We start from the raw sequence: 25,208 nt of genomic DNA, 5'->3' as shown, positions 1-25,208 counted from the left end.
GCCTGGACATGGCCCCGCGCCATAATGGCACGCAGGCCACCGCGCGCAAGGAAGTCTCGTCATGAAGGTCTTGCCGAAAGGCGTCCGCCACATTCCCGGATTCCTGGAGACCGGCGCCCAGCACGCGCTGCTCGATGCGGTCCGCGATGTCGTGCGCGCCGCGCCGCTCTATGTGCCGGTCATGCCGCGCAGCGGCCGCCCGATGAGCGTGCGGATGACCAATTGCGGTGAGCTCGGCTGGGTGACCGACCGGGAGCGGGGCTATCGCTACCAGGCGACCCATCCGGTCACGGGCAGGCCCTGGCCGCCCATGCCGCCCGCCCTCCTGGACGTCTGGAACGCGATCTCGGGCCATGATGCGCCGCCGCAGGCCTGCCTCGTCAATTTCTACGGACCGGAAGCGAAGATGGGCCTCCACCAGGACCGGGACGAGGAGGATCTTTCGGCACCGGTGGTGTCGCTGTCGCTCGGCGATGCCTGCCTGTTCCGGGTCGGCGGCACGCGGCGCGAGGAACGCACGGTTTCGTTCCGTCTGGAATCCGGCGACGCGGTGGTTCTCGGCGGTGAGGGACGCCTGTGCTTTCACGGGGTCGATCGCATCTATCCGCAGACATCCGCTCTCCTGCGCAATGGCGGCAGGATCAATCTGACCCTGCGCCGCGTCACCCGGCCTGCGCGGTGACGTTTTCGGCGGGACGTTGTCCGCTTTCGGCCGTCTCCATCAGGAAGAGCGGCACCTTGCTGGCGGAGAGCGGCCGCGAAATGCCGTAGCCCTGCAGATAGTCGCAGCCCAGTTCGGTGAGCAGACTTGCCTGCGCATCCGTCTCCACGCCTTCCGCCGTGGTCACCAGGCCGAGGACTCGCGCCAGTTTCAGCACCGTGTCCAGCATGTCGCGGGCGGACGTGTCCGTGGCGGACGGCCCGATCAGCGACTGGTCGATCTTCAACTTGTCGAACGGGAACTGCAGCAGGTAGGAAAGCGCCGAATAGCCCGTGCCGAAATCGTCCAGTGCTATGGAAACGCCGAGTTCCTTCAGGTCGGCAAGCTGCGACAGCACCGGAGCGGTATTGTTGATGAACGTGCTCTCGGTGATTTCCAGTTCCAGCCGCGACGCGTCGAGGCCGCTCTCGCGCAAGGCGCGGCAGACGAATTCGGCGATCGTGCCGGCCTGGAGTTGTTGCGGCGACAGGTTCGCCGCGACCCGTATGTCCGGTGGCCAGTTGACGGCGAACGCGCAGGCCTGCCGCAGCACGGCATTGCCGATCTCCCCGATCATGCCGATCCGCTCGGCCACGGGAATGAATTCGGCAGGCGGGATTTCGCCAAGATCGGGATGCGTCCAGCGTGCCAGGGCCTCGAAACCGGCAATACGCCCGGTACGGGCGTCGCGGAAGGGCTGGAAGGCGACCGAGATTTCCTTGCGCCCGACCGCGTGCCGCAATTCCCGCTCGATGAAGCGGCGCCGGCGCAGCAATTCATCCATGGCCGCTTCATAGACGCGGAAGCCCGCCTTTCCTTCGTCCTTTGCCCGGTACAACGCCAGATCGGCGCGGTTGAGCCATTCGGCCGGATCGCGATGGCCCGCATCTGGAAAGGCGATACCGATGGAGACGGAAATGCGCAGCAGCGATCCGTCGATGGCATAGGGCTTGCTGATCCGCTCGACCAGGCGCCGGGCCAGCCGCTCCGCCTGCGCCCGCGTCCTGGCGCCGGTCGCCAGGATGGCGAACTCGTCGCCGCCGAAGCGGGCCACGGCATCGTCGCGTCCCACGGCTTTGCGCAGCCGTGCCGCGACCTCGGCCAGCAGCTTGTCGCCCATTCCGTGACCGAACTGGTCGTTGACCGCCTTGAAGCCGTCGAGATCGAGATAGAACAGGCTGGCGCCGTCCTCGTCGCGGATGCTTGCCTCGAGACGCCGCGAGAAGCTTGCCCGGTTCACCAGGCCCGTGAGCGGGTCGTGCCAGGCCAGATAGGCGATCTGTTCCTCCGCCTTCTGCAGGTCCGAGACATCCGACGCCACGCCGCGATAGCCCCTGAACCGGCCATCCTCGTCGAAGATGGGCTTGCCGGAGACGCTGATCCACACCGGTCCGTCAGGCCGGCGAAAGCTTGCAACCACATTGCGGAACGGCTGCCGGGCGCGAAACATCTGGCGCAGTCGCGCAAGCAGGCGGCGGTTCGTGCACAGGACCTTGGGCGGTACGGGCTTGTCCGCGTCGATCCCTGTCAGGCCGAGATGGTCGAGAAGGGGACGCCCGCCCCGCACGATCATGCCGCGGTAGTCCGTTTCCCAGAGCCAGTCGCGCGCGCTTTCGGAAAAATCGTTGAGCAGCATGCCGATGGTCTCCGACTGCTCCCGGATCTTTTCCGATGCGACATGTTTGCCGATAAAGGCCACCGACGCGATCCGCCCGGCCTTCATCAGGGCCAGGCCATAGATGAGAAGCATTGCCGCCAGCGCCAGGTCATGGGCCGTGCCCGACCACGCCAGCACGGCGAGCGAACCGCTCAGCACCCCGCCGACCCAAAGCGTCATGGCCTGCGGCGAGACATAGAGCGTCAGCGCGCCGCCGCCCGCCATGCCCGCCATCAGTGCGGCCAGCATGGGGCGTGTCTCTTCCGGAACGCTGGCCCAGCTGATCGGTCCCAGCAAGCCCCAGAGCAGGCCGAGCAGGCCGGCATCCCGCGTCACCAGCGCCATGCTCCTGCGTGAGGCGCGCAAGGGCGACGGCCTTCGGCTTTCCCGCCACCACTCCGCGAGCCGTGTGAACGCCATCGCCATCGTCAGCGCAAACCATCCGAAAAGCATGGTGGGATGAACATGGCCGTACAGGAAGGCGACAGCCACGGTCGCGTTGAAGATGTTGACCGCCATCATGTGCGGCGAGAGCCGGTTGACCGTGTCTGCCTGTGCCGCGCGTGCGCGTGCGGCAATGTCGGATGTCTCCGGCAATGGCACGGGCAGGCGTGAGCACCACGCGATCCAGCGGTGTCGATAGCTCATGAATGGCAACGTCGTCATGTCCCCCGGTGACCGGGAAACACTGACATGTTTTCCTTACGGCCGGGTTATCGGGACTCCCCAAATGCAGTGGAACCACCCATATGTCTGTCATGAACGCACCAACTCGCCTCGACCTTCTCGAACAGGAGCGTCACCGTTCGCTCAACCGGTTTCACACCTGGCTGCTGGTGGCCGGTTCTCTCGGCCTGCTCGGAGTGACCGCATGGATTTTCGCCGGTGTGACCGGTGTGGTCATGGCGGTCTTTTTCGGCGCCATCGCCCTGACGGCCGTGCAGGGTGTCAGTCCGAAGATCGTGCTGAGCATGTACAAGGCGCGCGAAGCCGGCCCGGACCTCTTTCCGGCAGGCAACCGCATCGTGGCGGAACTGGCCCGGCGCGCGAACCTGCCTGCCGTTCCCAGGCTCTACATCGTGCCGTCGCGGATGATGAATGCCTTCGCGGTCGGCCGGCCTGACGACAGCGCCGTCGCGATCACCGACGGGCTTGCGCGGGCGCTGACCGAACGCGAGCTTGCCGGGGTGCTGGCCCACGAGATCAGCCATATCGCCCACGAGGACCTCAAGGTCATGGCGCTGGCCGACATTGTCACCCGCTACACCTCGGCCATGTCCACGGCGGGGTTCGTGCTGCTGTTCTTCAATCTCTTTGGCGGCGGGCTGCCGTGGCTGGCGATCCTGCTGCTGCTGGCCGCGCCAACCATCGGCTCGCTGCTCCAGCTTGCCCTCTCGCGCACGCGTGAGTTCGACGCCGACCTCGGCGCGGCCATGCTGACCGGCGATCCCGATGGCCTCTCCTCCGCGCTCTGGAAACTCGAGCGGTTCCAGGTCCGTCAATGGGAGGGCATGATGCTGCCGGGCGGCCGCATGCCGGCACCTTCCATCCTGCGAAGCCATCCCAGGACCGAGGAACGTGTGGCCCGGCTGTCGCGGCTCAAGACACCGGACGGCCTTGCCATCCCCGTGCCTGCGCTGCGCCCGCGCCGCGGACCGCTGGTGCCCAGCATTCATTCCGAAAGCGGCCGTTATCGCCTGTTGCAGGCCGCTCCCGGTCCGTGGACCGATGACGCGGTCGCGCCGGATTGCCCCGAATGCCGGGACAAGCCCCGCATCCGCATGTCGCGCGGCGGTGTCTGGTGGTAAAGGCAAAGGCGGGCACGGACCGTGCCCGCTCCCCCTGTCAGGGCTCGAAACCCTCGACGATGACCATGTCGGCGTCTGCCACGGCCTGCCGGATGGCCTTCGCCTTCTGGTACTGTTCGGAATAGTAGCACTCGCGCGCCGCCGAAAGGCTCGGAAACTCGATCACCACGTTGCGCGGACGTTCGCTGCCCTCGAGCGTCTCGTAGGCGCCGCCGCGCGCCAGGAAGCGGGCGCCGTACTTCTCGAACGCCGGACGGGCGGTGGCGACATAATCCTGGTAGCGCTCCGGCTCGCGAACCGTGACGCGTGCGATCCAGTAACCTTTTGGCATTGCTGTGTTCCCCCTGTCTGGATTGGTTATGCTTTTGTCATTTCGGCCAGAATAGCCTTGGCCGCGGCCTTCCTGTCAACTGCGGCGGCGATGGGTCGCCCGACCACGAGATGGCTGGCGCCCGCCCGGATGGCGTCGGCCGGCGTGACGACGCGTTTCTGGTCGCCGTGGTCGGCGCCGGAGGGACGGATTCCCGGCGTCACGAGGGCCATGCCCGGCCCGATCAGCGGCCGCACGCGCACCGCCTCCTGCGCCGAGCAGACGATGCCGCCCATGCCGGCTTCGACGGCCTGCCGGGCCCGCCGCTCCACCAGCGCCGCCGCATCCGCCCCATAGCCTGCCTCGGCCAGGTCGGCATCGTCCATCGAGGTCAGCACGGTCACGCCGAGCAGGCAGAGCGGGGACCCGGAGGCAGCCGAGACGGCGGCGCGCATGGCCTTGGGATAGGCATGCAGGGTGAGCATGTGAACGCCCATCCGCGCGACGCTCTCGACGCCCTTGGCGACGGTGTTGTCGATGTCGAGCAGCTTCATGTCGAGGAAGATCTTGCGCCCGTCCGCCACGAGGTCGCGGGCCAGGTCAAGCCCGCCCGCAAAGGCTAGCTGATAGCCGATCTTGTAGAAGGACACCGTGTCGCCGAGTTCCGAAACCGCGTCTTCGGCCGCGCGGACGGTCGGGACGTCGAGGGCGACGATCATGCGGTCTTTCATGGTGTCGGTCATGGCGGGGTTCTCCGGCAGGGTTCGGGCAGGCGCCTTTTGTCACCGCCCGTCGCGCCTGGCAAGCGCTGGCTTCACCGCCGGGAGAAGGCGATGCAGTAATCCATCAGCGCCCTGCAGCTTGCATCCAGCAGCGGACGTCCCGAATCCCCGTGCAGCATGCCCATCTCGTCGAAGGCCCTGGAGGCCTGGCGCACGGCGGTCTGTTCGGTCAGGACATGACAGCCGCAATTCATCAGCACCGCGCGCACGTGATAGAGGCCGCGAATGCCGCCCAGCATGCCGTTGGATGCCGCGCCGAGCGCCACCGGCTTGCCTTTCCAGGGCTTGAGCGCCTGCTCGCCGTCGGAGGAAATCCGGCTCACCCAGTCGATCGTGTTCTTCAGCAGCGGTGGTATGGAGGCATTGTATTCCGGACAGGCGATGAAGACGCCGTCATGGGCTGCGATCATCCGGCCGAGCTTCATCGCATTGGCCGGGATGCCATGCTCTTTCTGCAGGTCCTCGTCCATGATCGGCAACGGATAGTCGGCCAGGGAGATGCGCGTGACGTCCGCGCCGGTCTCTGCCAGGGTTTTCATGGCGGCGTCGGCAAGCTGTCCGTTGAACGAGCCGTTCCGGATCGAGCCGGCGAAGACGAGGATTTTCGGAATCATGACAAGGCCTGGTTGCAAGTGCGCCGTTCGGTGGTGTGCAACCGGACATATGGTGCAGTGTGCTTTCGCCGCAAGGCCGGATCAGTCGCCGCGCCGGTAGATCCACAGATTGGCGGGCGGAACGTTGCGCAGGACGAAATCGTGATGGCGCACGGAGAAATTGCCCTTGCCCGACGGCACCGGGGACTTCGGGCCATAGGTGATCTGGACGACCGGCCGGCCCTTGGGAATGCGGTCGAGCAGGTCTTCGACGAGCGCGATCCGGGTTGCCATCGGAAAATTGAGCATCGGCACCGCGGAGACGACGCTGTCGAAGACGAGCGACCGGTTTTCGCCGAGCGTCCTGTCCAGATCGAAGGCATCGCCGTGAATGAAGTTCACGCCGGGGATCTCCGATTTCAGGTGTTCGTAGAAATCCTCCGAATACTCCACGGAGTAGAGGTTTTCCGGCGCAATCCCGCGCTCCAGGATTGCCCGCGTGATCGGACCCGTACCCGGTCCCAGTTCCAGCACGGGCAGGCCGCTTTGCGGATTGATGACGGAAGCCATGGAACGGGCGCAATACCGGCTGGTCGGCGTGACCGAGCCCACCGCCTTTGCATTGTCCATCCAGCCGCGAAAGAACTTGAAGTCCTCGTCGAAGTGGTTGAGGAACTTGCGGATTCCCTGGGGAAGCGCCATCGGCCGTCTGTCTCCGTTTCCGGGTATGATCATACCCTCATAAGATCACTATGGCGCGGCGAACCCCTGATTCCAAGGGGCCCCCGACGCGCCTGCCGTGCCACGACGGCGGATCAATCGCCCAGTGAATCGAAGAAATCCTTCATGCGGCTGAAAAAACCGGCCGATTGCGGGCTGTTGTCCTTCGACGAGATGGTCTCGAATTCCTCGAGTAGTTCGCGCTGCCGCTTCGACAGGTTCTGCGGCGTTTCGACCGCGACCTGGATGTAGAGGTCGCCCATTGTGGGCTGGCGCAGCACCGGCATGCCCTTGCCCTTCAGGCGGAAGCGCTTGCCGTTCTGCGTGCCCTCGGTCACCTTCACCCGCGCCTGGCTGCCATCGAGCGTGGTGACGTCGAACTGGCCGCCGAGCGCCGCGGTCGTCATGGAAATCGGCACCGAGCAGAACAGGTCGGCACCGTCGCGCTGGAAGAATTCGTGCGGCTTGACCGAAAGGAAGATGTAGAGGTCGCCGGCCGGCCCGCCGCGCATGCCGGCCTCGCCCTCGCCGGCAAGGCGGATGCGCGTGCCGTCCTCGATCCCGGCCGGGATGTTGACCGACAGCGAACGCTCCTCGGTGACGCGACCCGCGCCGGAACACTTGGGGCAGGGATCCTTGATGGTCTGGCCGCGGCCCTGGCAGGTCGGGCAGGTCCGCTCGATGGAGAAGAAGCCCTGGCTGGCGCGCACGCGTCCCGCGCCGCCGCAGGTCGCGCAGGTTTCGGGCTGCGTGCCGGGCTTGGCGCCCGAGCCCGAGCATTCGTCGCAGGACACCGAGGTCGGAACCCGGATCTGCGCCGTCTTGCCCTGGAAGGCTTCCTCCAGCGTGATTTCCATGTTGTAGCGAAGGTCGGCGCCGCGCTCGCGCCCGCCGGAACGGCGGCGCCCGCCGCCCATCATCTCGCCGAAGATGTCCTCGAAGATGTCGGAGAAACCGCCGCCGCCGAAGCCGCCCGGCCCGCCGCCGCCGCCCATGCCGTTCTCGAAGGCCGAATGCCCGAACCGGTCATAGGCCGCGCGCTTCTGGGGGTCCTTGAGCACCTCGTAGGCCTCGCCGACCTCCTTGAACTTCTTTTCCGCCTCGGCATCGCCCGGATTGCGGTCCGGATGGTATTTCATGGCGAGCTTGCGGAAGGCGCTTTTCAGCTCCTTCTCGTCTGCACCGCGCGCCACACCCAGCGTTTCGTAGAAATCAGCCTTGGCCATGCGTCAGGCATTCCCGTTGATGCGTTCCGTCATCTCCAGGGTCCCACCTTCCGGTCATGCGTGGCGGCGGTCAGCGCCTGCCCGGCTCGACCCGGCGGTCCCTGCCGTGATGCAAGAGGCCGGCGGGAGAACCGCCGGCCCTTGTCCCTTGCAGCCGCTTCAGGCCGACTTCTTGTTGTTGTCGTCGTCGATTTCCTCGAAATCGGCGTCGACGACATCCTCGTCCTTGGCCGCGTCGGCCTTGGCGTCGGTTTCCGCGCTTTCGGCCTGCTGCGCCTCGTACATGGCCTGGCCGAGCTTCATGGAGGCTTCCGCCAGCGCCTGGCTCTTGGCCTTGATCGCCTCGCCGTCATCGCCTTCAAGGGCGGTCTTCAGGTCGGCAATGGCATCCTCGATGGCCTTGCGGTCATCCTCGGAGACCTTGTCGCCATAGTCCTTGAGCGACTTTTCCGCCGAGTGGACCAGCGCTTCGCCCTGGTTCTTGGCTTCCACGTTCTCGCGGCGCTTCTTGTCGGCTTCGGCATTGGCCTCGGCGTCCTTGACCATCTTCTCGATATCCTCGTCGGACAGGCCGCCCGATGCCTGGATGCGGATCTGGTGCTCCTTGCCGGTGCCCTTGTCCTTGGCCGAGACGTTGACGATGCCGTTGGCGTCGATGTCGAAGGTCACCTCGATCTGCGGCACGCCGCGCGGGGCCGGCGGAATGCCGACCAGATCGAACTGGCCGAGCAGCTTGTTGTCGGCCGCCATCTCGCGCTCGCCCTGGAAGACCCGGATCGTCACGGCGTTCTGGTTGTCCTCCGCCGTGGAGAAGGTCTGGCTCTTCTTCGTCGGGATCGTGGTGTTGCGCTCGATGAGGCGGGTGAACACGCCACCCAGCGTTTCGATACCCAGCGACAGCGGGGTCACGTCGAGCAGCAGCACGTCCTTGACATCGCCCTGCAGGACACCGCCCTGGATGGCCGCACCCATGGCGACCACCTCATCCGGGTTCACGCCCTTGTGCGGCTCCTTGCCGAAGAACTGCTTCACCGTCTCCTGGATCTTGGGCATGCGGGTCATGCCGCCGACCAGCACCACCTCGTCGATCTCCGCGGCCGACATGCCGGCATCCTTGAGCGCGGCCTTGCACGGCGCGATGGTGCGCTGCACGAAGTCATCGACCAAGCTCTCGAACTTCGCGCGCGTCAGCTTGATGGCCAGGTGCTTCGGGCCGGAGGCGTCGGCGGTGATGTATGGCAGATTGATCTCGGTCTGCGACGAGGACGACAGCTCGATCTTGGCCTTTTCGGCGGCTTCCTTGAGCCGCTGCAGGGCCAGCTTGTCGTTCTTCAGGTCGATGCCCTGGTCCTTCCGGAACTCGTCGGCCAGGTATTCCACCAGCCGCATGTCGAAGTCCTCGCCGCCGAGGAAGGTGTCGCCATTGGTCGACTTCACCTCGAACACGCCGTCGCCGATCTCCAGGATGGAAATGTCGAACGTGCCGCCGCCAAGGTCGTAGACGGCAATGGTCTTGCCTTCCTTCTTGTCGAGCCCGTAGGCGAGCGCGGCTGCGGTCGGTTCGTTGATGATGCGCAGCACTTCAAGCCCGGCGATCTTGCCGGCATCCTTGGTGGCCTGGCGCTGGGCGTCGTTGAAATAGGCCGGAACGGTGATGACGGCCTGCTCGACCTTCTCGCCGAGATAGGATTCCGCCGTTTCCTTCATCTTCTGGAGCACCATGGCGGAAATCTGCGACGGCGAATACTTCTCGCCGGAAACCTCGACCCATGCATCCCCGTTGCCGCCCTCGACGATCTTGTAGGGGACGAGCTTCTTGTCCTTCTCCACCGTCGGATCGGAGTAGCGCCGGCCGATCAGGCGCTTGACGGCGAAAACCGTGCCTTCGGGGTTGGTGACGGCCTGGCGCTTGGCCGGCTGGCCGACGAGGCGCTCGCCTTCGCCGGAAAAGGCGACGATGGACGGCGTCGTGCGCGCGCCTTCTGAATTCTCGATGACCTTGGCGTCCTTGCCGTCCATGACGGCGACGCAGGAGTTGGTGGTGCCCAGGTCGATACCAATAACTTTAGCCATGTCTTCTCTCCGTTTAGCAGGCCGCCGGGACCCATGCATCAGGCGTTCCGGTGGCGGCCCCCGTTGAAGTGCGCCGGCCCGCACGGGCAGATGATTCCCCCGCCATGGCCGGTGTTGCGGCGTATATAAGAAGGGGGATTTTGCCGCGCAAGGCTGCTTGGCAGTTGTTTGGCCGAAGGGGATGCATCTTCTGTCGCCATGCCATGCCGGGCAGCGGTGTGACGCTTCAGAAGATGTCTTCCCCCGCGTCCAGCGCGGCGCGGCTGCCGCGGGCGAAGGGCGCCAGCCAGGCATCCACCTTCGGCAGTTCGAAGTCGATGAAGTAGTCCATCGCCGCCAGCTTCCCCCGAAGGAAGGCATCGCCGGCCGTCCCGGCCGCACGGGCCTTCTTCGCGGCCACCGCCTGGTCGAGCCACAACCATGCGACCACCGTATGGCCGAAGGCAAACAGCAGCGGCGTGGCGTTGGCGAATGCGGTTTCCGGGCTTGCCGCCTGCGCGCCGATCGCCTTGGAGACCGCGGCCATGGCATCGCCGAGCGCCTTTGCCTGGGCATCCAGCCCGCCGGCCTTGCCCGCTGCCTCCATGGTCGCGGCCATGCGCGCGGCCAGCAGTTTCAGCCCTTCGCCCTTGTCCGCCATGATCTTGCGGCCGATCAGGTCCATCGCCTGGATGCCTGTCGTGCCCTCGTGGATCGGATTCAGCCGGTTGTCGCGGTAGAGCTGTTCAACGTCGAAGTCGCGCGTATAACCGTATCCGCCATGGCACTGGATGGCCAGCGAGTTGGCGGCCGGGCCGAATTCGGAGGGAAACGTCTTGTTGACCGGTGTCAGCAGGGCCAGCAGGGTTTCGGCCTCGGACCGGGCGTTTTCGTCGGTGGCCGAATGGATCTCGTCCACCAGCCGCGCCGAATAGAGGCAAAGCGCCAGCGCCCCCTCCGCATAGGCCTTCTGGGCCAGCAGCATGGCGCGGATGTCTGGATGGGCGATCAGCGGCACCTGTTCGCTGGCATTGCGGTCATGCGCCAGCCGGCCCTGCCGCCGTTCGCGGGTATATTGCGCCGAAAGCAGGTAGCCCCGCCAGGCCTGCGCTGCCGCGCCGAGACCGACGCCGATACGTGCCTCGTTCATCATCAGGAACATGATCGCCAGCCCTTCGCCCGGCTCGCCGATCAGCCAGCCGGCCGCCCCGGCGCGTCCCATCGGCCAGTATTGCGTGCCCTCGCCGAAGTTCAGCAGGCAATTGGTGGTGCCGCGATAGCCCATCTTGTGGTTCAGTCCGGCGACCACGACGTCGTTGCGCGTCGCTTCGCCGGCCACCGCCACCGGGATTTGCTTCGGCACCGCGAAAATGGAAATGCCCTTCGTGCCCGCCGGCAGCTTGCCGTCCGGTCCGGGGATCTTGGCCAGAACGAGATGGCAGATGTCGCCGGTGATGTCGTGGTCACCGCCGGAGATCCACATCTTGCGCCCTGTCAGGCGGTAGCGCCGGCCCAGTGCATCCTCGCATTCGAACTCGGCCCTGGTCGTGATGTCGCCGAGCGAGGAACCGGCCTGCGGTTCCGAGAGGCACATCGTGCCCAGCGCCCGGCCCTCCAGTTGCGGCACGGCGAAGGCATCGATGAGCGCCTGCGAGGCGCGCGTCAGCAGCACGCGCGTATTGCCGGTGGACAGCATGGGATAAGCACCCGCCGCCACGTTGGCCGCCTGGAAGAACACCTTGGCCGCGCTGGCGACGAGATGCGGCATCTGCATGCCGCCCTGCTCTGCCGGAAAGCTGGAAAGCTGGAAGCCGGCGTCGAGATAGGCCTGCACCGCGCGCTTGATCAGCGGGTTCACCGTGACCGTCCCGTCCTGCTTGAGTTCGGGCTCGTCGCGGTCTCCCGGCTTGAAGGAGGGGAGGAACTCGTTCTCAGCGATCTTCTCGGCAAGGTCGAGAAGCGCATCGAAGGTCTCGCGCGAATGATCGCCATAATGCGGCCGCGCCGCGAGTCCCGCCGCGTCGAGCCAGTCGTGGACAAGGAAATCGATTGCCTCGCGATCGAATGCCGGCATGATGCTTTCTCCCCTCGTGCCCGTGCGCGAGCCCGGACGGTGACGGCGGATGGTAGGAAGCGCGCCGCCTTCCTGTCAACAGCAACATACCCGGTAGTATGTTTGCGCTTCGGCGTCACGCTGTGGAAGCAAGCTTGACATTGATATGCTTCATAACATTTTATGGACCCATCAGCGGTAACTGGAAGACCAACCGCGATACGCCAAGGGAGGAACCCGGCATGAAGAAATGGACCACATTGCTGGCGGCTGCCGCCGCCACTATCGTCGCATCGGCTGCCGCCCATGCGCAGGACGTCACCCTGAAACTGCACCAGATGCTGCCCGCCCAGGCCACCATTCCGGCCAAGGCCCTGGCGCCCTGGGCGGAGAAGGTGATGCAGGAATCCGGCGGCCGTATCCAGATCGATCTCTATCCGGCCATGCAGCTTGGCGGCAAGCCGCCGGAACTGGTCGACCAGCTTCGCGACGGCGTCATCGACCTGACCTGGACCGTCATCGGTTATACCCCGGGCCGCTTCCCGTCCACGGAAGCCTTCGAACTGCCATTCATGATGACCAATGGCGAGCAGACGTCCAAGGCGTTCCATGAGTATTGCGAGAAATACTGCATGAACGACTTCAAGGATTATCACGTCATCGCCTGGCACACCCATGGTCCCGGCCTCATCCACTCGAGGGATCCGGTCGAGAAACTCGAGGACATGAGCGGCATGAAGCTGCGCGGCGGCACCCGCGTGGTCAACCAGATGCTGGAAAAGCTCGGCGCCGTGCCGGTCGGCATGCCTGTTACCGCCGTTGCGGAGTCGTTGTCCAAGGGTGTGATCAACGGCACGACCATTCCCTTCGAGGTCGCGCCCTCCTTCAAGGTCGACGAGATCGTCTCCAACGTCACCGGCTTTGCCGGCAAGAACGGCCTCTACACCGCCACCTTCGTCTTCGCCATGAACAAGGACGCCTATGCCAAGCTGCCCGATGACCTGAAAAAGATCATCGACGACAATTCCGGCGTCGATACGGCGGGCCTGTTCGGCGCGGCCATGGATGCCGGCGACGTGCGCGGGCGCGAAGTGGCCGAAAAGGCCGGCGCCCGTCTGATCACGCTCGACGAGGCGGAAACCCAGCGCTGGAAGGACATCGCCACACCGCTGATCGATGCCTGGGCCGAAGAGATGAATGGCGCCGGCCGTCCGGGCACCGACATGATCAAGGACGCGCGCGCCCTGCTGGCCAAACACGCTGGCGAATGACCGGCGCCCGCTTCTGAAGACACGTGAGCCCGGGTGTCGCGCCCGGGCTCCTTTCTTTGGTGCGCATGCCTGGCCGGATCGGCCTGTCTCAGGCGGCGGCTTCGCGTTCGCGCGCGCGGGCCAGCGCCGGGCGTGCCAGGATCCGGTCCAGATAGGCATTGACCGTTTCGGACTCGATGGCGAATTTCGCGCCGCGCGCCCATGTGCCGATATGGCCGAGGATCACGTCGACGGCCGAAAACCGGTCGCCGAGAGCGAATTCGTTGCCGCCGAGACGGCGCGCCAGCGCCTTCACGTCGCGGGCGAACTCCCAGGCACACCACGGCCCCACATCCACCCGCAGTTCCTCGGGCAGCAGCATGCGGTGTTTCAGCTTGTTCCAGAGCGGCGCTTCCAGTTCCGACTGGGCGAAATGCATCCAGCTGTCGATCTGCGCCCGCTCGGCCAGCGAGCGGGAGCCAAAGCCCTTGTCGCCATGCTTCTCGCCCAGGTAGACGCAGATCGCAGCCGAATCGGTCAGCCGCATCTCCCCGTCGATGAGGGCCGGAATGCGCCCGGACGGGTTGTGCACCCGCGCCGTCTCCGATTGCGGCTTGGCCTTCTCGATCGCATAGGCCTCGCCCAGTTCCTCAAGCATCCAGATGACCCGCGTCATGCGCGAGCCGGGCGAGCCGATCACCGTGTACATCAGTTTCCTCCGGAATATCGTGATGGGGGCGAAGGCTTGCACCGCCCGCGCCGATTGCCAAGCCGGTTTCGCGTTCAGCCGGCCGATTTCTCGAAGGCGGCGTCCACCGGCACCTGCAGCGCATTGGCAAGGTGATTGGTCTTGCCCGCCAGCGCGATGACTTTCAGCAGGTCGCCATATTGCGCATCCGTCATGCCCTTGGCCTTGGCGGAAGCGGTATGGGAATGGGCGCAATAGGTGCAGCCATTGGCCGCCGACACGGCGATGTAGATCATCTCGCGCGTCAGCGGGTCCAGCGGCCCCGGCGCCGTCATGACGGTCTTTACCTCTTCCCAGGTGCTTTTTAGCAGCGCCGGATCGGCGGCAAGCGCCAGCCAGAAATTGTTGATGAAGTCGGAGCCGCGCGTGGCCCGGATGTCGTCATAGACCGCGCGCACCGCCGCATCCGCTTCCTCATAGCTCACAAGCCTGACTGTCGACATGCCGCCTTTTCCCTTTCCCTGTCCGTTACATGAGCGTGAAGATGCGCGCCGGCCCGCCCGTGCCGCCCTTGTGCTTCGGCGCGCCGACAACCAGCGTGGCGCCGCTGGCCGGAACCGCGTCGAGATTGGCGAGGCACTCGATGCCCCAGCGCCCGCTCGGAAGCCAGGCATAGTGGACGGCGAAATCCGGCGAGGGGCCATGGTCGAGCGACAGCGTGTCCACCGCGATGCCCGAGACATCGGCTTCTTCCATCAGCATTTTCACCGCTTCGGCATGGAAGCCGGGAAAGTGCATGGTCTTGCCGTCGTCACCGACGTTGCGGAACTTCCCGCCGCCAACATGCTTGTCCCAGCCCGAATTCATCGCCACGCAGCATTTGGCGGGCAGGTCGCCATGGGTGCCGATCCAAGCCTTGATGTCGTCGGGAGTCACCTGCGCATCGGCGTTCTCCGCGGCCTTGGCCTTGATGTCGATGACGGCGAGCGGCACCACGAGGCTCTCCACCGGGATCTCGTCGACCGACATGCCGTTCTCGGAGAAGTGCAGCGGCGCATCCATGTGCGTGCCGGTGTGTTCGTTGACACGCAGTTCCTTCAGGTTGAACTTGTGTTCGGCATAGTTGAACTTCTGTTCGAAAAAGAGCTGCTGCTCGCCGAAGAAGGTGGGGAAGTCCTCGCCCATGGCATGGGTCATGTCGGCCACCTTGGTCGCCCCCTGCGCCAGTGCGGGCGGTGCGAAACCGGTCGCCGCAAGGGCCGTTGCCGCGGCCGGCAGGCTGGCCGCCTTGAAGAAGTCGCGCCGGCTGAGCATCCGGCTCTTCACGTTGTCCATAACGCACGCATGGCACATGTCATCTCTCCCTCTGTTGGTGTGCCGCACCTGTTCTTGCTGTTTTCATGCGGCACGCAGACGATACACCCGGCGCGCCGGCTTGCAAGACGCATGTTCGTGGCGTTGACGCACCGTCGCGCGCGAAGCCGCACCTGCCCCCTTGCTGTTTTCCGCCGGCGGGTTACCTGTTCAAGAGGCAACAATGCGAGAGGACTTCTTCCCATGACCGATCTGTCCGGCTTCGAGATCACGCGCCGCTGGCCGGCTGCCCACCCGGACCGCATCCAGCTCTATTCGTTCCCCACGCCCAATGGCATCAAGGCTTCGGCCATGCTGGAGGAGACGGGGCTGCCCTATGAGGCACACACCGTCTCCTTCGGGCGCAACGACCAGACCACGCCGGAATTCCTGTCGCTCAATCCGAACAACAAGATCCCCGCCATCATCGACCCGGACGGACCGGGCGGCAAGCCGCTGCCGCTGTTCGAATCCGGCGCCATACTGATCTATCTGGCCGAGAAGTCGGGAAAGTTCATGTCCGCCGATCCGGCCGAACGCTACGAGACCATCCAGTGGCTCATGTTCCAGATGGGCGGCATCGGCCCGATGTTCGGCCAGCTTGGCTTCTTCTACAAGTTCGCGGGCAAGGACATCGCCGACAAGCGGCCGCTGGAGCGCTATGCAGGAGAGACCGAACGCCTGCTCAAGGTGCTGGACCGGCGCCTGGAAGGCCGCGGCTTCATCATGGGCGATGACTACACGATCGCCGACATCGCGACCTGGCCCTGGGTGCGGACCGTGCGGGATTTCTACGAGGCGGGCGACCTGGTGAATTTGCCCGAATGCAAGAATGTCGTTGCCTGGCTCGACCGCTGCCTTGACCGCCCCGCCAGCCAGGCAGCGCTGAACATTCCGCCGCGCGAATGACCTGCGGCTGACCGGCCGGGCGCCAGGCACGGCGGGGAGGGCGTATCGGCGCCCTTTTTGCGACCCCGCGCGTCGCCTGCCTGCATTGCCCCGCAATGCGCCATGGTTTATGGGAGGGCCGATCCAAGTCCGGGAGTATGTCTTGAACAAGCCAGCAAAACCCAATTCCTTCCGCACCGGTCCTGACGAACAGGGCATGTTCGGCATCTTCGGGGGCCGTTTCGTCGCCGAGACGCTGATGCCGCTGATCCTCCATCTGGAGGAGGAGTGGGACAAGGCCAGGAACGATCCGGAATTCAGGGCCGAGCTGGATCATCTCAACGCCCATTACACCGGGCGCCCGTCGCCGCTCTATTACGCCGAGCGCCTGACGGAGCATCTCGGCGGCGCGAAGATCTATTTCAAGCGCGACGAGCTGAACCACACCGGTTCGCACAAGATCAACAATTGCCTGGGCCAGATCCTGCTGGCCAAGCGCATGGGCAAGACCCGCATCATCGCCGAGACCGGCGCGGGCCAGCATGGCGTGGCCTCGGCCACGGTGGCGGCGCGCTTCGGCTTCCCCTGCGAGGTCTACATGGGCGCCACCGACGTGGAGCGCCAGGCGCCCAACGTCTTCCGTATGAAGCTGCTCGGCGCCACGGTGCATCCCGTCACTGCCGGTCACGGCACCCTCAAGGACGCCATGAACGAGGCCCTGCGCGACTGGGTCACCAATGTCGAGGACACCTACTACCTGATCGGCACGGCAGCCGGCCCGCATCCCTATCCGGAACTGGTGCGCGAGTTCCAGTCGGTCATCGGCAAGGAGACGCGCGAGCAGATGCTGGCCGTCGAGGGCCGCCTGCCCGACATGCTGGTCGCCGCCGTGGGCGGCGGGTCGAACGCCATCGGCCTGTTCCATCCCTTCCTCGACGACGACAGCGTGCAGATCGTCGGCGTCGAAGCGGGCGGCAAGGGGCTGCAGGGCGAGGAGCATTGCGCCTCGCTGACCGCCGGTTCGCCGGGCGTGCTGCATGGCAACCGCACCTACCTGCTGCAGGACGGCGACGGCCAGATCAAGGAAGGGCATTCCATCTCCGCCGGGCTGGACTATCCGGGCATCGGGCCCGAGCATTCCTGGCTGAAGGACACCGGCCGCGTCGAATACGTGCCGGTGATGGACACGGAAGCGCTGGAAGCCTTCCAGTTGCTCACCCGCCTGGAAGGCATCATCCCGGCGCTCGAACCCTCCCACGCGCTGGCCGAGGTGATCAAGCGCGCGCCGAAGATGGGCAAGGATCAGATCATCGTCATGAATCTCTGCGGCCGTGGCGACAAGGACGTCTTCACCGTCGGCAAAATGCTGGGACACGATCTCTGACATGACCACCCGTATCGACCGCAAGTTCGCTGCCCTCAGGCAGATCAACCGCCCGGCCCTCGTCACCTATTTCATGGGCGGCGACCCCGATTACGAAAGCTCGCTGCGCGTCATGAAGGCGCTGCCGAAGGCCGGCGCCGACGTGATCGAACTGGGCATGCCCTTTTCCGATCCCATGGCCGACGGCCCGGCGATCCAGATGGCCGGCCGCCGCGCGCTCGACAATGGCCAGACGCTGGTCAAGACGCTGCAGATGGCGCGCGAGTTCCGCCAGGAGGATGACGACACGCCGATCGTCATGATGGGCTATTACAATCCCATCTACATCTACGGCGTCGACCGCTTCCTGGCCGACGCGAAGGAGGCCGGCATTGACGGCCTGATCGTCGTCGACCTGCCGCCGGAAATGGACGATGAACTCTGCGTTCCGGCCCTGAAGGCGGGCATCAACTTCATCCGCCTCGCCACGCCGACGACGGACGACAAGCGCCTGCCGGTCGTGCTCGCCAACACCTCGGGCTTCGTCTACTACGTTTCCATGACCGGCATTACCGGATCGGCCCTTCCGGATACCAGCAAGGTCGCCGATGCGGTTCGCCGCATCAAGAGCCATACCGACCTGCCGGTCTGTGTCGGCTTCGGCGTCAAGACCTCCAGCCAGGCCAAGGCCATCGGCGCCTCGGCCGACGGTGTGGTCGTGGGCACGGCCGTGGTCAACGCCATCGCCAACGTGGTTGATGCGAAAGGCAACGCTGTCGCCGATCCGGCCGAGGCCGTGGCAACGCTGGTGCGCGGCCTGGCGGACGGGATTGCCGAGGCACGGCTTGCGCAGGCCGGTTGAAGCGCCCACATTGGAACCCATCACAGGGAAGGCCGCGTTTCAGCCGCGGCCCTGAGAACAGATGAACTGGATCACCAATTACGTCCGCCCCAAGATCAATTCGATGCTGGGCCGGCGCGACATGCCGGAAAATCTCTGGATCAAGTGTCCCGAGACCGGCGAGATGATCTTCCACAAGGAGCTGGAGGAAAATCTCTGGGTCATCCCGACCTCCGGTTATCACATGAAGATGCCGGTCCGCGAACGGCTCAAGCGCTTCTTCGACGAGGGCAAGTATGAGCTTCTGCCGGCACCCAAAGTGCCGCAGGACCCGCTCAAGTTTCGTGACGTCAAGCGCTATACCGACCGTCTGAAGGAAAGCCGCGCCAAGACGGGGCTGGACGATTCCATCGTCAACGCCACCGGTGAGATCGAAGGCCTGCCGGTCGTCGTCACCGCGCATGACTTCTCCTTCATGGGCGGTTCGCTCGGCATGGCGGCCGGCGAGGCCATCATCGACGGCTTCATGAAGGCGATCGAACTGAAGCGCCCGCTGGTCCTGTTCGCCGCCTCGGGCGGCGCCCGCATGCAGGAGGGCATCCTCTCGCTCATGCAATTGCCCCGCACCACGGTCGCAGTGGAAATGCTGAAAGAGGCGGGCCTGCCCTATGTCGTCGTGCTGACCAATCCGACGACCGGCGGCGTCTCGGCATCCTATGCGATGCTGGGCGACATCCACATTGCCGAGCCGGGCGCGGTCATCGGCTTCGCGGGCAAGCGCGTCATCGAGCAGACCATTCGCGAGAAACTGCCCGAAGGGTTCCAGACGGCGGAATACCTGCGTGACCACGGCATGGTCGACATGGTCGTGCCGCGCAAGGAACTGAAAGGCACCATAGCCCGCCTGCTGCGCATGCTCACCGGCCAGCCCGCCCTTGCGGATGAGACCGCGGCCGAGCCGGATGCCGGGGCGCCGGACCCGGCCCCGGAAAGCACCGCCAACGAGGAAAAGGCCGGCGCCTGAGCCTTCCCGCCAGCGCAAGAACCCCGAACGGGCGGCCGGCAGGCGCCGCCCCCTGCATGTGGATATCCGATGACGATCCGTCCCGCCGAAAGCCTTGCGCAAGTCGAGATCGAGCGGCTGTCCGCCCTGCACCCGCAGGGCTACAACCTGTCGCTGGACCGCATACGCGCGTTGCTGGAAAGGCTCGGCAACCCGCAGGACCGCCTTCCGCCGGTGATCCACGTTGCCGGCACCAATGGCAAGGGTTCGGTCATCGCCTTCGCCCGCGCCATGCTGGAGGCCGCCGGCGCTTCCGTCCACGTCCACACATCGCCGCATCTTGTCCGCTGGCACGAGCGCTTTCGTCTCGGCAAGCCCGGCGGCGGCGAACTGGTCGAGGATGCCGTTCTGGCCGATGCGCTCAGACGGGTGGGCGAAGCCAATGGCGATGAGCCTGCCACCGTTTTCGAACTGACGACCGCCGCGGCCTTCCTTCTCTTCTCCGAGCACCCAGCCGATGCCTGCATCCTGGAGGTCGGCATGGGGGGACGCTTCGACGCGACCAATGTCGTGCGCGAACCGGCTGTCTCCGTCATCACGCCGATCTCGCTCGACCACGAGGCCTGGCTGGGCGACAAGGTGGAACTGATCGCCGCCGAGAAGGCCGGCATCATCAAGCCCGAATGCCCGGTCGTGATCGGTTTCCAGGAAAACGACATGGCCCGCGCGGTTCTGGAGGAGACTGCCCTGCGGCTGGAATGCGACTATGCAACCTATGGACAGGACTTCTGGGCCTATGAGGAGAACGGCCGTCTCGTCTACCAGGACAATGACGTGCTCTTCGACCTGACGCTGCCGGCCATGCCCGGCCGCTTCCAGCTTGCCAATGCCGCCACCGCCATCGCCGCCGTGCGCATGGCCGGTTTCGACATCGGCCACCGCGCCGCCGATACCGCCATGGAAGCCGCCGAATGGCCGGCCCGCCTGCAACGCCTGCACTCCGGCGACCTGGTGGAACTGGCACCGGAAGGTGCGGAAATCTGGCTGGATGGCGGCCACAATCCTTCCGGGGCCCAGGTCGTCGCAGAGGAACTGGCCGGACGTGGCGAGCGCGACGACCGGCCGCTCTTCCTTATCGCCGGCATGCTGAAGACCAAGAACCATGCCGGCTATTTCCATGCCTATCAGGGGCTGGCGCGTCACTGCTATTGCGTTCCGGTTCCCGGCAGCGGCGATAGCGAAAGCCCGGATGTGCTGGCCGCCCGCGCCCGTGAGGTCGGCCTCTCGGCCGAGCCGGTCAGTTCCGTGTCGAACGCGCTCAAGCTGATGCGCGAGACCTGGAGCGAGGACGACCTGCCGCCGCGCATCCTCATCTGCGGTTCGCTCTACCTCGCCGGGTCCGTTCTGGACGAGAACAGCACGCCGCCATCGTGACCGCGATGGAGCGCCCCGGCCTTCACCCGGACCCGGAGACCGTTCGCGCGCAGGCAGGCGCGCTTTTCGAAAGCCTGTCGCCGCGCCTGCGCGCGCTCCTTCCGGCGGCCGCCGGGATCGCCCATATCGGCTCCACCGCCTGCGCCGGTCTGGAGACGACGGGCGATCTGGATATCCTCGTGCGGGTGCCGCAGGCGGATTTCCCGGCCGCGGATGCGGCGCTCGCCAAGGCGTTCCCGCGCGACGCGGGCTCTGTCCGCACCAATGATTTCGCCGCCTTCGAAATGCCCGGCGAATCCATGCCCGCCGGTATCCGGCTTGCCGCCATCGGCGGTGCGTTCGATCACTTTCACCTGTTCGCGGCGGCACTCGCCGCCCATCCTGCCCTTGTCGACGGTTTCAACGAGATCAAGCGCCTGTTCGAAGGCCGGCCCCTGGCCGACTACCGCGCCGCAAAGGCGCTGTTCGTCAGCGCCGTGCTGGACGGCATCGCCCGCGGCGAGATCACGCTCTGACGGTCAGGTCCGGGCGCTCCTGGCTGCTTTCAGGAATGCCGCGATCAGCCCCTTGTCCTTTACGCCCGGCGCACTTTCCACGCCCGACGAAATGTCGAGTCCGGGCGGGTGGGCGATGCCGATGGCCTCCGCCACGTTGCCGGCATGAATGCCGCCGGCCAGAAGATAGTCGAGGCCCGGCTCCAGCCCCTTGAGCAATGCCCAGTCGAAGGACACGGCATTGCCGCCGGGCAGGTCGGAACCCTTCGGCGGCTTGGCATCGAACAGGAACCGGTCCGCCACGCCCTTGTAGGGGGCGATCCTGGCGAAATCTTGCACCTGCGAAATGGCCAGCGCCTTTATCACCGGCAGGCCGTGGCGCGCCTTGACCGCCGCGACGCGCTCCGGGCTTTCCTTGCCATGCAATTGCAGCATGTCCGGCTTCATCACGCGGACGATCTCGTCCAGCGTGGCGTCGTCGGCATCGACGGTGACCGCGACGGACTGAACGTGGGCCGCGCTTGCCAGCGCCGCCAGCCGCGCGGCGGTCTTCACGTCCACGTGGCGCGGGCTCTTCGCAAAGAAGATGAAGCCGGCATGGGTCGCGCCGCCGTCAATGGCCGCGCGCACCGCTTCTTCCGTCTTCAATCCGCAGATCTTGATGTCCATGGGCGGCACTTACCCCGAGCCTCAATCGGCCGCAAGCGGGCGGATCGGCGTTTCGCCGGGCAGGTATCCGTCTTCGGCCGGCGCAGGCGGCTCGGGGCGGACCGCGGACGGGTCGAGGCTCTGGCACGCGGCAAGCAGGGCAAGGCCGGTCAGGAGCACCGCGATCAGGGCCGGGAATGATCGCATCATTTGAACCCGATGGCCTGCAGGGCCTGCCCGTTGCGCTTCAGCCATGCTTTCGATTCGTCCATGCGCGGGCAGAGGTCTGCGCACAGCTTCCAGAACCGGGGCGAATGATCCATGTGCTTGAGATGCGCGCATTCATGGGCCACGAGATAGTCGATCACCGGGCGCGGCGCCATGGCGATGCGCCAGGAAAAGGACAGCCCGCCGCCGGACGAGCAGGAGCCCCAGCGGCTCACCGTGTCCTTGTAGCGGATCGACGTGACGGCCCGCCCGCCCGCCGCGGCCGCGTGTCTGGCGACGAGCGGTTCGATCTCGGCACGCGCCAGCTTCTTCATGTAATCGGCCAGCCGCCGCTTCAGATGGGCCCGGTCGCCATGCACGATCAGCACCGGTTCGCCGTCGAGCACGGTCCGTTCCACCGTGCCACGCTTGCCCGGCTCGTGGATGATCCGGTGCGGTACGCCGAATACCGGCAGCTTGACACCGGGGCGCAGGTCCGGGCGTTCGGGCATTTTTGCCAGCCTGGACTCCAGCCAGCCGCGATGCCGGTCGAGAAACCGGTCGATATCGCGCTCGGGATGGCCTTCCGGGACGGTCACGCGCAGGCTTTGCCCGCCCGCGCCGATGCGCAGTGTCAGGCGCACGGCCTTGGCGCTTTCCACGATCTTCAGCGGCAATTCGCGCCCGGCGACGCTATGCACGCGTTCCCGTGTCCTGGGGCCGGCGGGCCGGGGCTTGGTCTTGCGGGTCAGGAATCCGGGCAGCATGGCCGCAAATCCTAGCTGATTCCTCGCGGCCGTGAATCCGCAATCGTGAATGCCAAGAAAAAAGGCCGGGCCCAGGGAGGGTCCGGCCGCATGGTTGGCGGGGCAGGGAAGAGCCGTTATGCGTCGCTGGCCGGGATGTCCGGCACGCCGCCCGGGCGCCGGCTTTCGGCAGCCTTGGAGGCTTCGCGGTCGCGCATGAAGCGGTCGAATTCTTCCTTGTCCTTGGCCCGGCGCAGTTCGCGCATGTACATCTCGAACTCCTCGCGCATCGCGTCGATCTTGCGGCGCTCTTCGGCGAGCCGCTCGATTTCCGCTTCGCGCCAGTCGTCGAAGGCGACATTGCCGGTGCGGGCATGGCCGCGATTGCGGCCGCAGCCGCGGAACTGGCGCGCCATGTCATCGGTGGCGCGGTTCACGTCGCGCTTGAAGCCATCCAGGCGGTCGCCCCAGATGATGTAGGCGAGCATGGCGAGGCCAAGCGGCCAGAAGACGACGAAACCCAGAACCATCAGGCCGATCGTGGCCGGGGTCCAGGCAGGTCTGATCAAAGCAGTTTGGGTCATGGTCAGCCATTCCTCTCGGTGGTAGCGGCCAACAGCGACCGCTTGATTTCGAGATGGGAACGCAATTTTGGCGATTCAAGCACGGCGCCTGCCAGAAACGGACAAATAACTGTAAATAAAAGGAAATATCAGTGGTGTCAGACGCTGTCGCGGCGAATCCGGGCAACCATCCTTTCCGCCGCGCGCATCAGCAGGGCAAGGTCCTGCGCCCGTGATAGCCGGTGGTCGCCATCCTTGACGAGCGTCAGCGTCACGTCATCGGCGGGCAGGTGTTCCACCAGCCTGAGCGCATGGGCGTGGGGCACGTCGGCATCGGCCATGCCCTGGATGATGTGGACCGGGCACCATGTGTCGATCGGGCCTGTCAGCACGCGGTTGGCCTCGCCATCCTCGAACAGGGCGCGCGTGAAGACGTAAGGCGCCTCGTCATAGGCCGACGGAGCGGTGAAGAAGCCGTCGCGCTCCAGCGCCTGCCTCTGCTCATCGGTCAGGCGCGGGCCGTGCAGTTCGCTTGTGAAATCAGGCGCGGGAGCGATCAGGAGAAGGCCGGCGATCCGCCCCTTCTGCCCGCGACGGGCCATTTCCTGCACCATGCGCAGCGCGATCCACGCGCCCATGGACGAACCGGCGAGGATCTGGGGGCCGCTGGATTGCGCGTCGAAGACGGCGAGCGATTCGGCAAGCCAGCGCGAGATCGTCCCCTCGGCGAAGTCCCCGCCCGACAAGCCATGGCCGGAATAGTCGTGACGCAGGAAGGCCAGGCCGTTTTCGTGCGCCCATGCGGCGAGCGCCTGGGCCTTGGTGCCGTCCATGGTCGACTTGAAGCCGCCCAGCCAGACAAGGCCCGGCCCGCCGCCGGTCACGCGGCGCCAGGCGATGGCATTGCCCTCGACGGTGATCAGGCCGGCTTGTTCGTCCATGGTCGGAGCCTCTTTCCCCTTTCTTGCCTGTTTGCAACGCAGCAGGTGATTCATGCAACATTCTGTGCTATTGACTTTGCAGCGCGGCTGGAAGAAGTGCCGCACAAATGCCGGGAACAAGCGGCCCGGCAATGTCGTTCATTGGCGAAACAGTTGAGGAGACCACGACCATTCGCAGACCGTTCAGAGCGCCGCCTCCAGTCAAGGAAGGCCCGCGCGCCAACCAGGAAATCCGTGTCCCCCGAGTCCAGCTTATCGGCGAGGACGGAGCCAATCTCGGAGAAGTTTCGATACAGGACGCGCTCGCGCGCGCCGAGGATGCGGGTCTCGATCTCGTCGAGATCTCGCCGAACGCTTCTCCCCCCGTTTGCAAGATCCTCGATCTGGGCAAGCTGAAATACGAGAAGCAGAAGAAGGCCGCCGAGGCGCGCAAGAAGCAGAAGACCATCGAGATCAAGGAGATCAAGATGCGTCCCAACATCGACACCCACGATTACGAGGTGAAGATGAAGGCCGTGCGCCGCTTCTTCGAGGACGGCGACAAGGTGAAGGTTACGCTGCGTTTCCGCGGCCGCGAGATGGCGCACCAGGAACTGGGCATGCAATTGCTGAACAAGGTTCGCGCCGAGGTCGAGGAAATCGCCAAGGTGGAGGCCGAGCCCAAGCTGGAAGGCCGCCAGATGATGATGGTGCTGGCGCCGCGTTGATCGCGGCCCTTCATTGAACGACGACGGAACCGGCGTTCCTCGCGGACGCCGGTTTTTCGTGCCGGACGCAAGCAATCGGCAGATGCCGGCTGCCGTTCGGGCGAATCGGTCGGGCAGGACTTGCGCGAAGCCCGCCCATCCTGTAATGACGCGTCGTTCGAAGCCGCCCGGCAGGGCATGC

General features: G+C 65.6%; 26 protein-coding genes. 10 read left to right on the top strand and 16 right to left on the bottom strand.

Features of this window, described 5'->3' with window-relative positions; genetic code table 11:
- Positions 1–61 precede the first annotated feature (61 nt).
- Positions 62–682 (top strand): alpha-ketoglutarate-dependent dioxygenase AlkB family protein, encoded by a 621-nt coding sequence (locus ACLB6G_RS00875; protein WP_410354220.1) that lies wholly within the window; start codon positions 62–64, stop codon positions 680–682.
- Here ACLB6G_RS00875 and ACLB6G_RS00870 read toward each other — a convergent pair.
- Positions 663–3,023, bottom strand: a complete 2,361-nt coding sequence (locus ACLB6G_RS00870; RefSeq protein ID WP_410354219.1) for a putative bifunctional diguanylate cyclase/phosphodiesterase — start codon at positions 3,021–3,023, stop codon at positions 663–665. The two genes, ACLB6G_RS00875 and ACLB6G_RS00870, sit on opposite strands and share 20 nt — an antisense overlap.
- A 92-nt stretch (positions 3,024–3,115) precedes the next feature.
- Here ACLB6G_RS00870 and ACLB6G_RS00865 point away from each other — a divergent pair, with 92 nt between their 5' ends.
- Positions 3,116–4,165: a zinc metalloprotease HtpX gene (locus ACLB6G_RS00865; RefSeq protein ID WP_410354218.1), complete on the top strand. Its 1,050-nt coding sequence runs from the start codon at positions 3,116–3,118 to the stop codon at positions 4,163–4,165.
- Between the two features lie 37 nt (positions 4,166–4,202).
- On the opposite strand, the gene ACLB6G_RS00860 is transcribed toward ACLB6G_RS00865, so the two are convergent.
- The 7 genes from ACLB6G_RS00860 to ACLB6G_RS00830 all read right to left on the bottom strand — a co-directional run bounded on the left by ACLB6G_RS00860 (position 4,203) and on the right by ACLB6G_RS00830 (position 11,922).
- Positions 4,203–4,496, bottom strand: coding sequence for a DUF1330 domain-containing protein (locus tag ACLB6G_RS00860; protein WP_410354217.1), 294 nt, complete (start codon positions 4,494–4,496; stop codon positions 4,203–4,205).
- Between the two features lie 26 nt (positions 4,497–4,522).
- Positions 4,523–5,218 carry an orotidine-5'-phosphate decarboxylase gene (gene pyrF / locus ACLB6G_RS00855; protein WP_410354216.1) on the bottom strand — a complete coding sequence of 232 codons (696 nt, stop codon included), beginning with the start codon at positions 5,216–5,218 and terminating at the stop codon, positions 4,523–4,525.
- Between the two features lie 71 nt (positions 5,219–5,289).
- Positions 5,290–5,871: an NADPH-dependent FMN reductase gene (locus ACLB6G_RS00850; RefSeq protein ID WP_410354215.1), complete on the bottom strand. Its 582-nt coding sequence runs from the start codon at positions 5,869–5,871 to the stop codon at positions 5,290–5,292.
- 81 nt (positions 5,872–5,952) lie between these two features.
- A complete protein-coding gene (pmtA, locus tag ACLB6G_RS00845) occupies positions 5,953–6,552 on the bottom strand; it encodes a phospholipid N-methyltransferase PmtA (RefSeq protein WP_410354214.1) in 600 nt (199 codons plus the stop codon).
- A gap of 113 nt (positions 6,553–6,665) precedes the next feature.
- Entirely contained in the window at positions 6,666–7,796 is a 1,131-nt protein-coding gene (gene dnaJ / locus ACLB6G_RS00840; protein WP_410354213.1) for a molecular chaperone DnaJ, read from the bottom strand.
- A 159-nt stretch (positions 7,797–7,955) separates the two neighbouring features.
- Complete coding sequence (gene dnaK / locus ACLB6G_RS00835) at positions 7,956–9,869, bottom strand: molecular chaperone DnaK (RefSeq protein ID WP_410354212.1); 1,914 nt, start codon at positions 9,867–9,869, stop codon at positions 7,956–7,958.
- 226 nt (positions 9,870–10,095) lie between these two features.
- Positions 10,096–11,922: an acyl-CoA dehydrogenase gene (locus ACLB6G_RS00830; protein ID WP_410354211.1), complete on the bottom strand. Its 1,827-nt coding sequence runs from the start codon at positions 11,920–11,922 to the stop codon at positions 10,096–10,098.
- Positions 11,923–12,143: 221 nt separating this feature from the next.
- Here ACLB6G_RS00830 and ACLB6G_RS00825 point away from each other — a divergent pair, with 221 nt between their 5' ends.
- Positions 12,144–13,172, top strand: coding sequence for a TRAP transporter substrate-binding protein (locus tag ACLB6G_RS00825; protein WP_410354210.1), 1,029 nt, complete (start codon positions 12,144–12,146; stop codon positions 13,170–13,172).
- An 88-nt stretch (positions 13,173–13,260) separates the two neighbouring features.
- Here ACLB6G_RS00825 and ACLB6G_RS00820 read toward each other — a convergent pair whose 3' ends face one another.
- The 3 genes from ACLB6G_RS00820 to ACLB6G_RS00810 form a co-directional block, all read right to left on the bottom strand.
- Entirely contained in the window at positions 13,261–13,860 is a 600-nt protein-coding gene (locus tag ACLB6G_RS00820) for a glutathione S-transferase family protein (protein WP_410354209.1), read from the bottom strand.
- Positions 13,861–13,934: 74 nt separating this feature from the next.
- Positions 13,935–14,342 carry a carboxymuconolactone decarboxylase family protein gene (locus tag ACLB6G_RS00815; RefSeq protein WP_410354208.1) on the bottom strand — a complete coding sequence of 136 codons (408 nt, stop codon included), beginning with the start codon at positions 14,340–14,342 and terminating at the stop codon, positions 13,935–13,937.
- A gap of 25 nt (positions 14,343–14,367) precedes the next feature.
- A complete protein-coding gene (locus ACLB6G_RS00810) occupies positions 14,368–15,192 on the bottom strand; it encodes a cyclase family protein (RefSeq protein WP_410354207.1) in 825 nt (274 codons plus the stop codon).
- Between the two features lie 204 nt (positions 15,193–15,396).
- Here ACLB6G_RS00810 and ACLB6G_RS00805 point away from each other — a divergent pair, with 204 nt between their 5' ends.
- The 6 genes from ACLB6G_RS00805 to ACLB6G_RS00780 all read left to right on the top strand — a co-directional run bounded on the left by ACLB6G_RS00805 (position 15,397) and on the right by ACLB6G_RS00780 (position 21,236).
- Positions 15,397–16,101 (top strand): glutathione S-transferase N-terminal domain-containing protein, encoded by a 705-nt coding sequence (locus ACLB6G_RS00805; RefSeq protein ID WP_410354206.1) that lies wholly within the window; start codon positions 15,397–15,399, stop codon positions 16,099–16,101.
- A 196-nt stretch (positions 16,102–16,297) separates the two neighbouring features.
- Positions 16,298–17,464, top strand: a complete 1,167-nt coding sequence (gene trpB / locus ACLB6G_RS00800; protein WP_410355138.1) for a tryptophan synthase subunit beta — start codon at positions 16,298–16,300, stop codon at positions 17,462–17,464.
- A 1-nt stretch (position 17,465) separates the two neighbouring features.
- Positions 17,466–18,305 (top strand): tryptophan synthase subunit alpha, encoded by an 840-nt coding sequence (gene trpA, locus ACLB6G_RS00795; protein WP_410354205.1) that lies wholly within the window; start codon positions 17,466–17,468, stop codon positions 18,303–18,305.
- A 61-nt stretch (positions 18,306–18,366) separates the two neighbouring features.
- A complete protein-coding gene (accD, locus tag ACLB6G_RS00790) occupies positions 18,367–19,308 on the top strand; it encodes an acetyl-CoA carboxylase, carboxyltransferase subunit beta (protein ID WP_410354204.1) in 942 nt (313 codons plus the stop codon).
- A gap of 69 nt (positions 19,309–19,377) precedes the next feature.
- On the top strand, positions 19,378–20,721 hold the full coding sequence (locus ACLB6G_RS00785) for a bifunctional folylpolyglutamate synthase/dihydrofolate synthase (RefSeq protein WP_410354203.1): 1,344 nt from the start codon (positions 19,378–19,380) through the stop codon (positions 20,719–20,721).
- A 5-nt stretch (positions 20,722–20,726) separates the two neighbouring features.
- The gene (locus ACLB6G_RS00780) at positions 20,727–21,236 is read left to right on the top strand and encodes a GrpB family protein (RefSeq protein ID WP_410355137.1); all 510 of its coding nucleotides are present in this window, start codon (positions 20,727–20,729) and stop codon (positions 21,234–21,236) included.
- 3 nt (positions 21,237–21,239) lie between these two features.
- On the opposite strand, the gene ACLB6G_RS00775 is transcribed toward ACLB6G_RS00780, so the two are convergent.
- From ACLB6G_RS00775 to ACLB6G_RS00755, 5 genes are all read right to left on the bottom strand, one after another.
- The gene (locus ACLB6G_RS00775) at positions 21,240–21,884 is read right to left on the bottom strand and encodes a phosphoribosylanthranilate isomerase (RefSeq protein ID WP_410354202.1); all 645 of its coding nucleotides are present in this window, start codon (positions 21,882–21,884) and stop codon (positions 21,240–21,242) included.
- 21 nt (positions 21,885–21,905) lie between these two features.
- Entirely contained in the window at positions 21,906–22,073 is a 168-nt protein-coding gene (locus ACLB6G_RS00770) for a hypothetical protein (protein ID WP_410354200.1), read from the bottom strand.
- The gene (locus ACLB6G_RS00765) at positions 22,070–22,837 is read right to left on the bottom strand and encodes a M48 family metallopeptidase (RefSeq protein WP_410354199.1); all 768 of its coding nucleotides are present in this window, start codon (positions 22,835–22,837) and stop codon (positions 22,070–22,072) included. Before ACLB6G_RS00765 ends, ACLB6G_RS00770 begins: the two co-directional genes overlap by 4 nt.
- Positions 22,838–22,953: 116 nt before the next feature.
- Positions 22,954–23,400 carry a DUF2852 domain-containing protein gene (locus tag ACLB6G_RS00760; RefSeq protein ID WP_410354198.1) on the bottom strand — a complete coding sequence of 149 codons (447 nt, stop codon included), beginning with the start codon at positions 23,398–23,400 and terminating at the stop codon, positions 22,954–22,956.
- 137 nt (positions 23,401–23,537) lie between these two features.
- Entirely contained in the window at positions 23,538–24,320 is a 783-nt protein-coding gene (locus tag ACLB6G_RS00755) for an alpha/beta hydrolase (protein WP_410354197.1), read from the bottom strand.
- A gap of 170 nt (positions 24,321–24,490) precedes the next feature.
- Here ACLB6G_RS00755 and infC point away from each other — a divergent pair, with 170 nt between their 5' ends.
- Positions 24,491–25,027, top strand: a complete 537-nt coding sequence (gene infC, locus ACLB6G_RS00750) for a translation initiation factor IF-3 (RefSeq protein WP_410355136.1) — start codon at positions 24,491–24,493, stop codon at positions 25,025–25,027.
- Positions 25,028–25,208: the final 181 nt, after the last annotated feature.

Origin of the sequence: Zhengella sedimenti, assembly GCF_046506625.1 — a bacterium.
Lineage (GTDB): Bacteria > Pseudomonadota > Alphaproteobacteria > Rhizobiales > Rhizobiaceae > Zhengella > Zhengella sedimenti.
The sequence above is the reverse complement of the archived record's forward strand: the minus strand, read 5'-3'. Positions and strand labels throughout refer to the sequence as shown.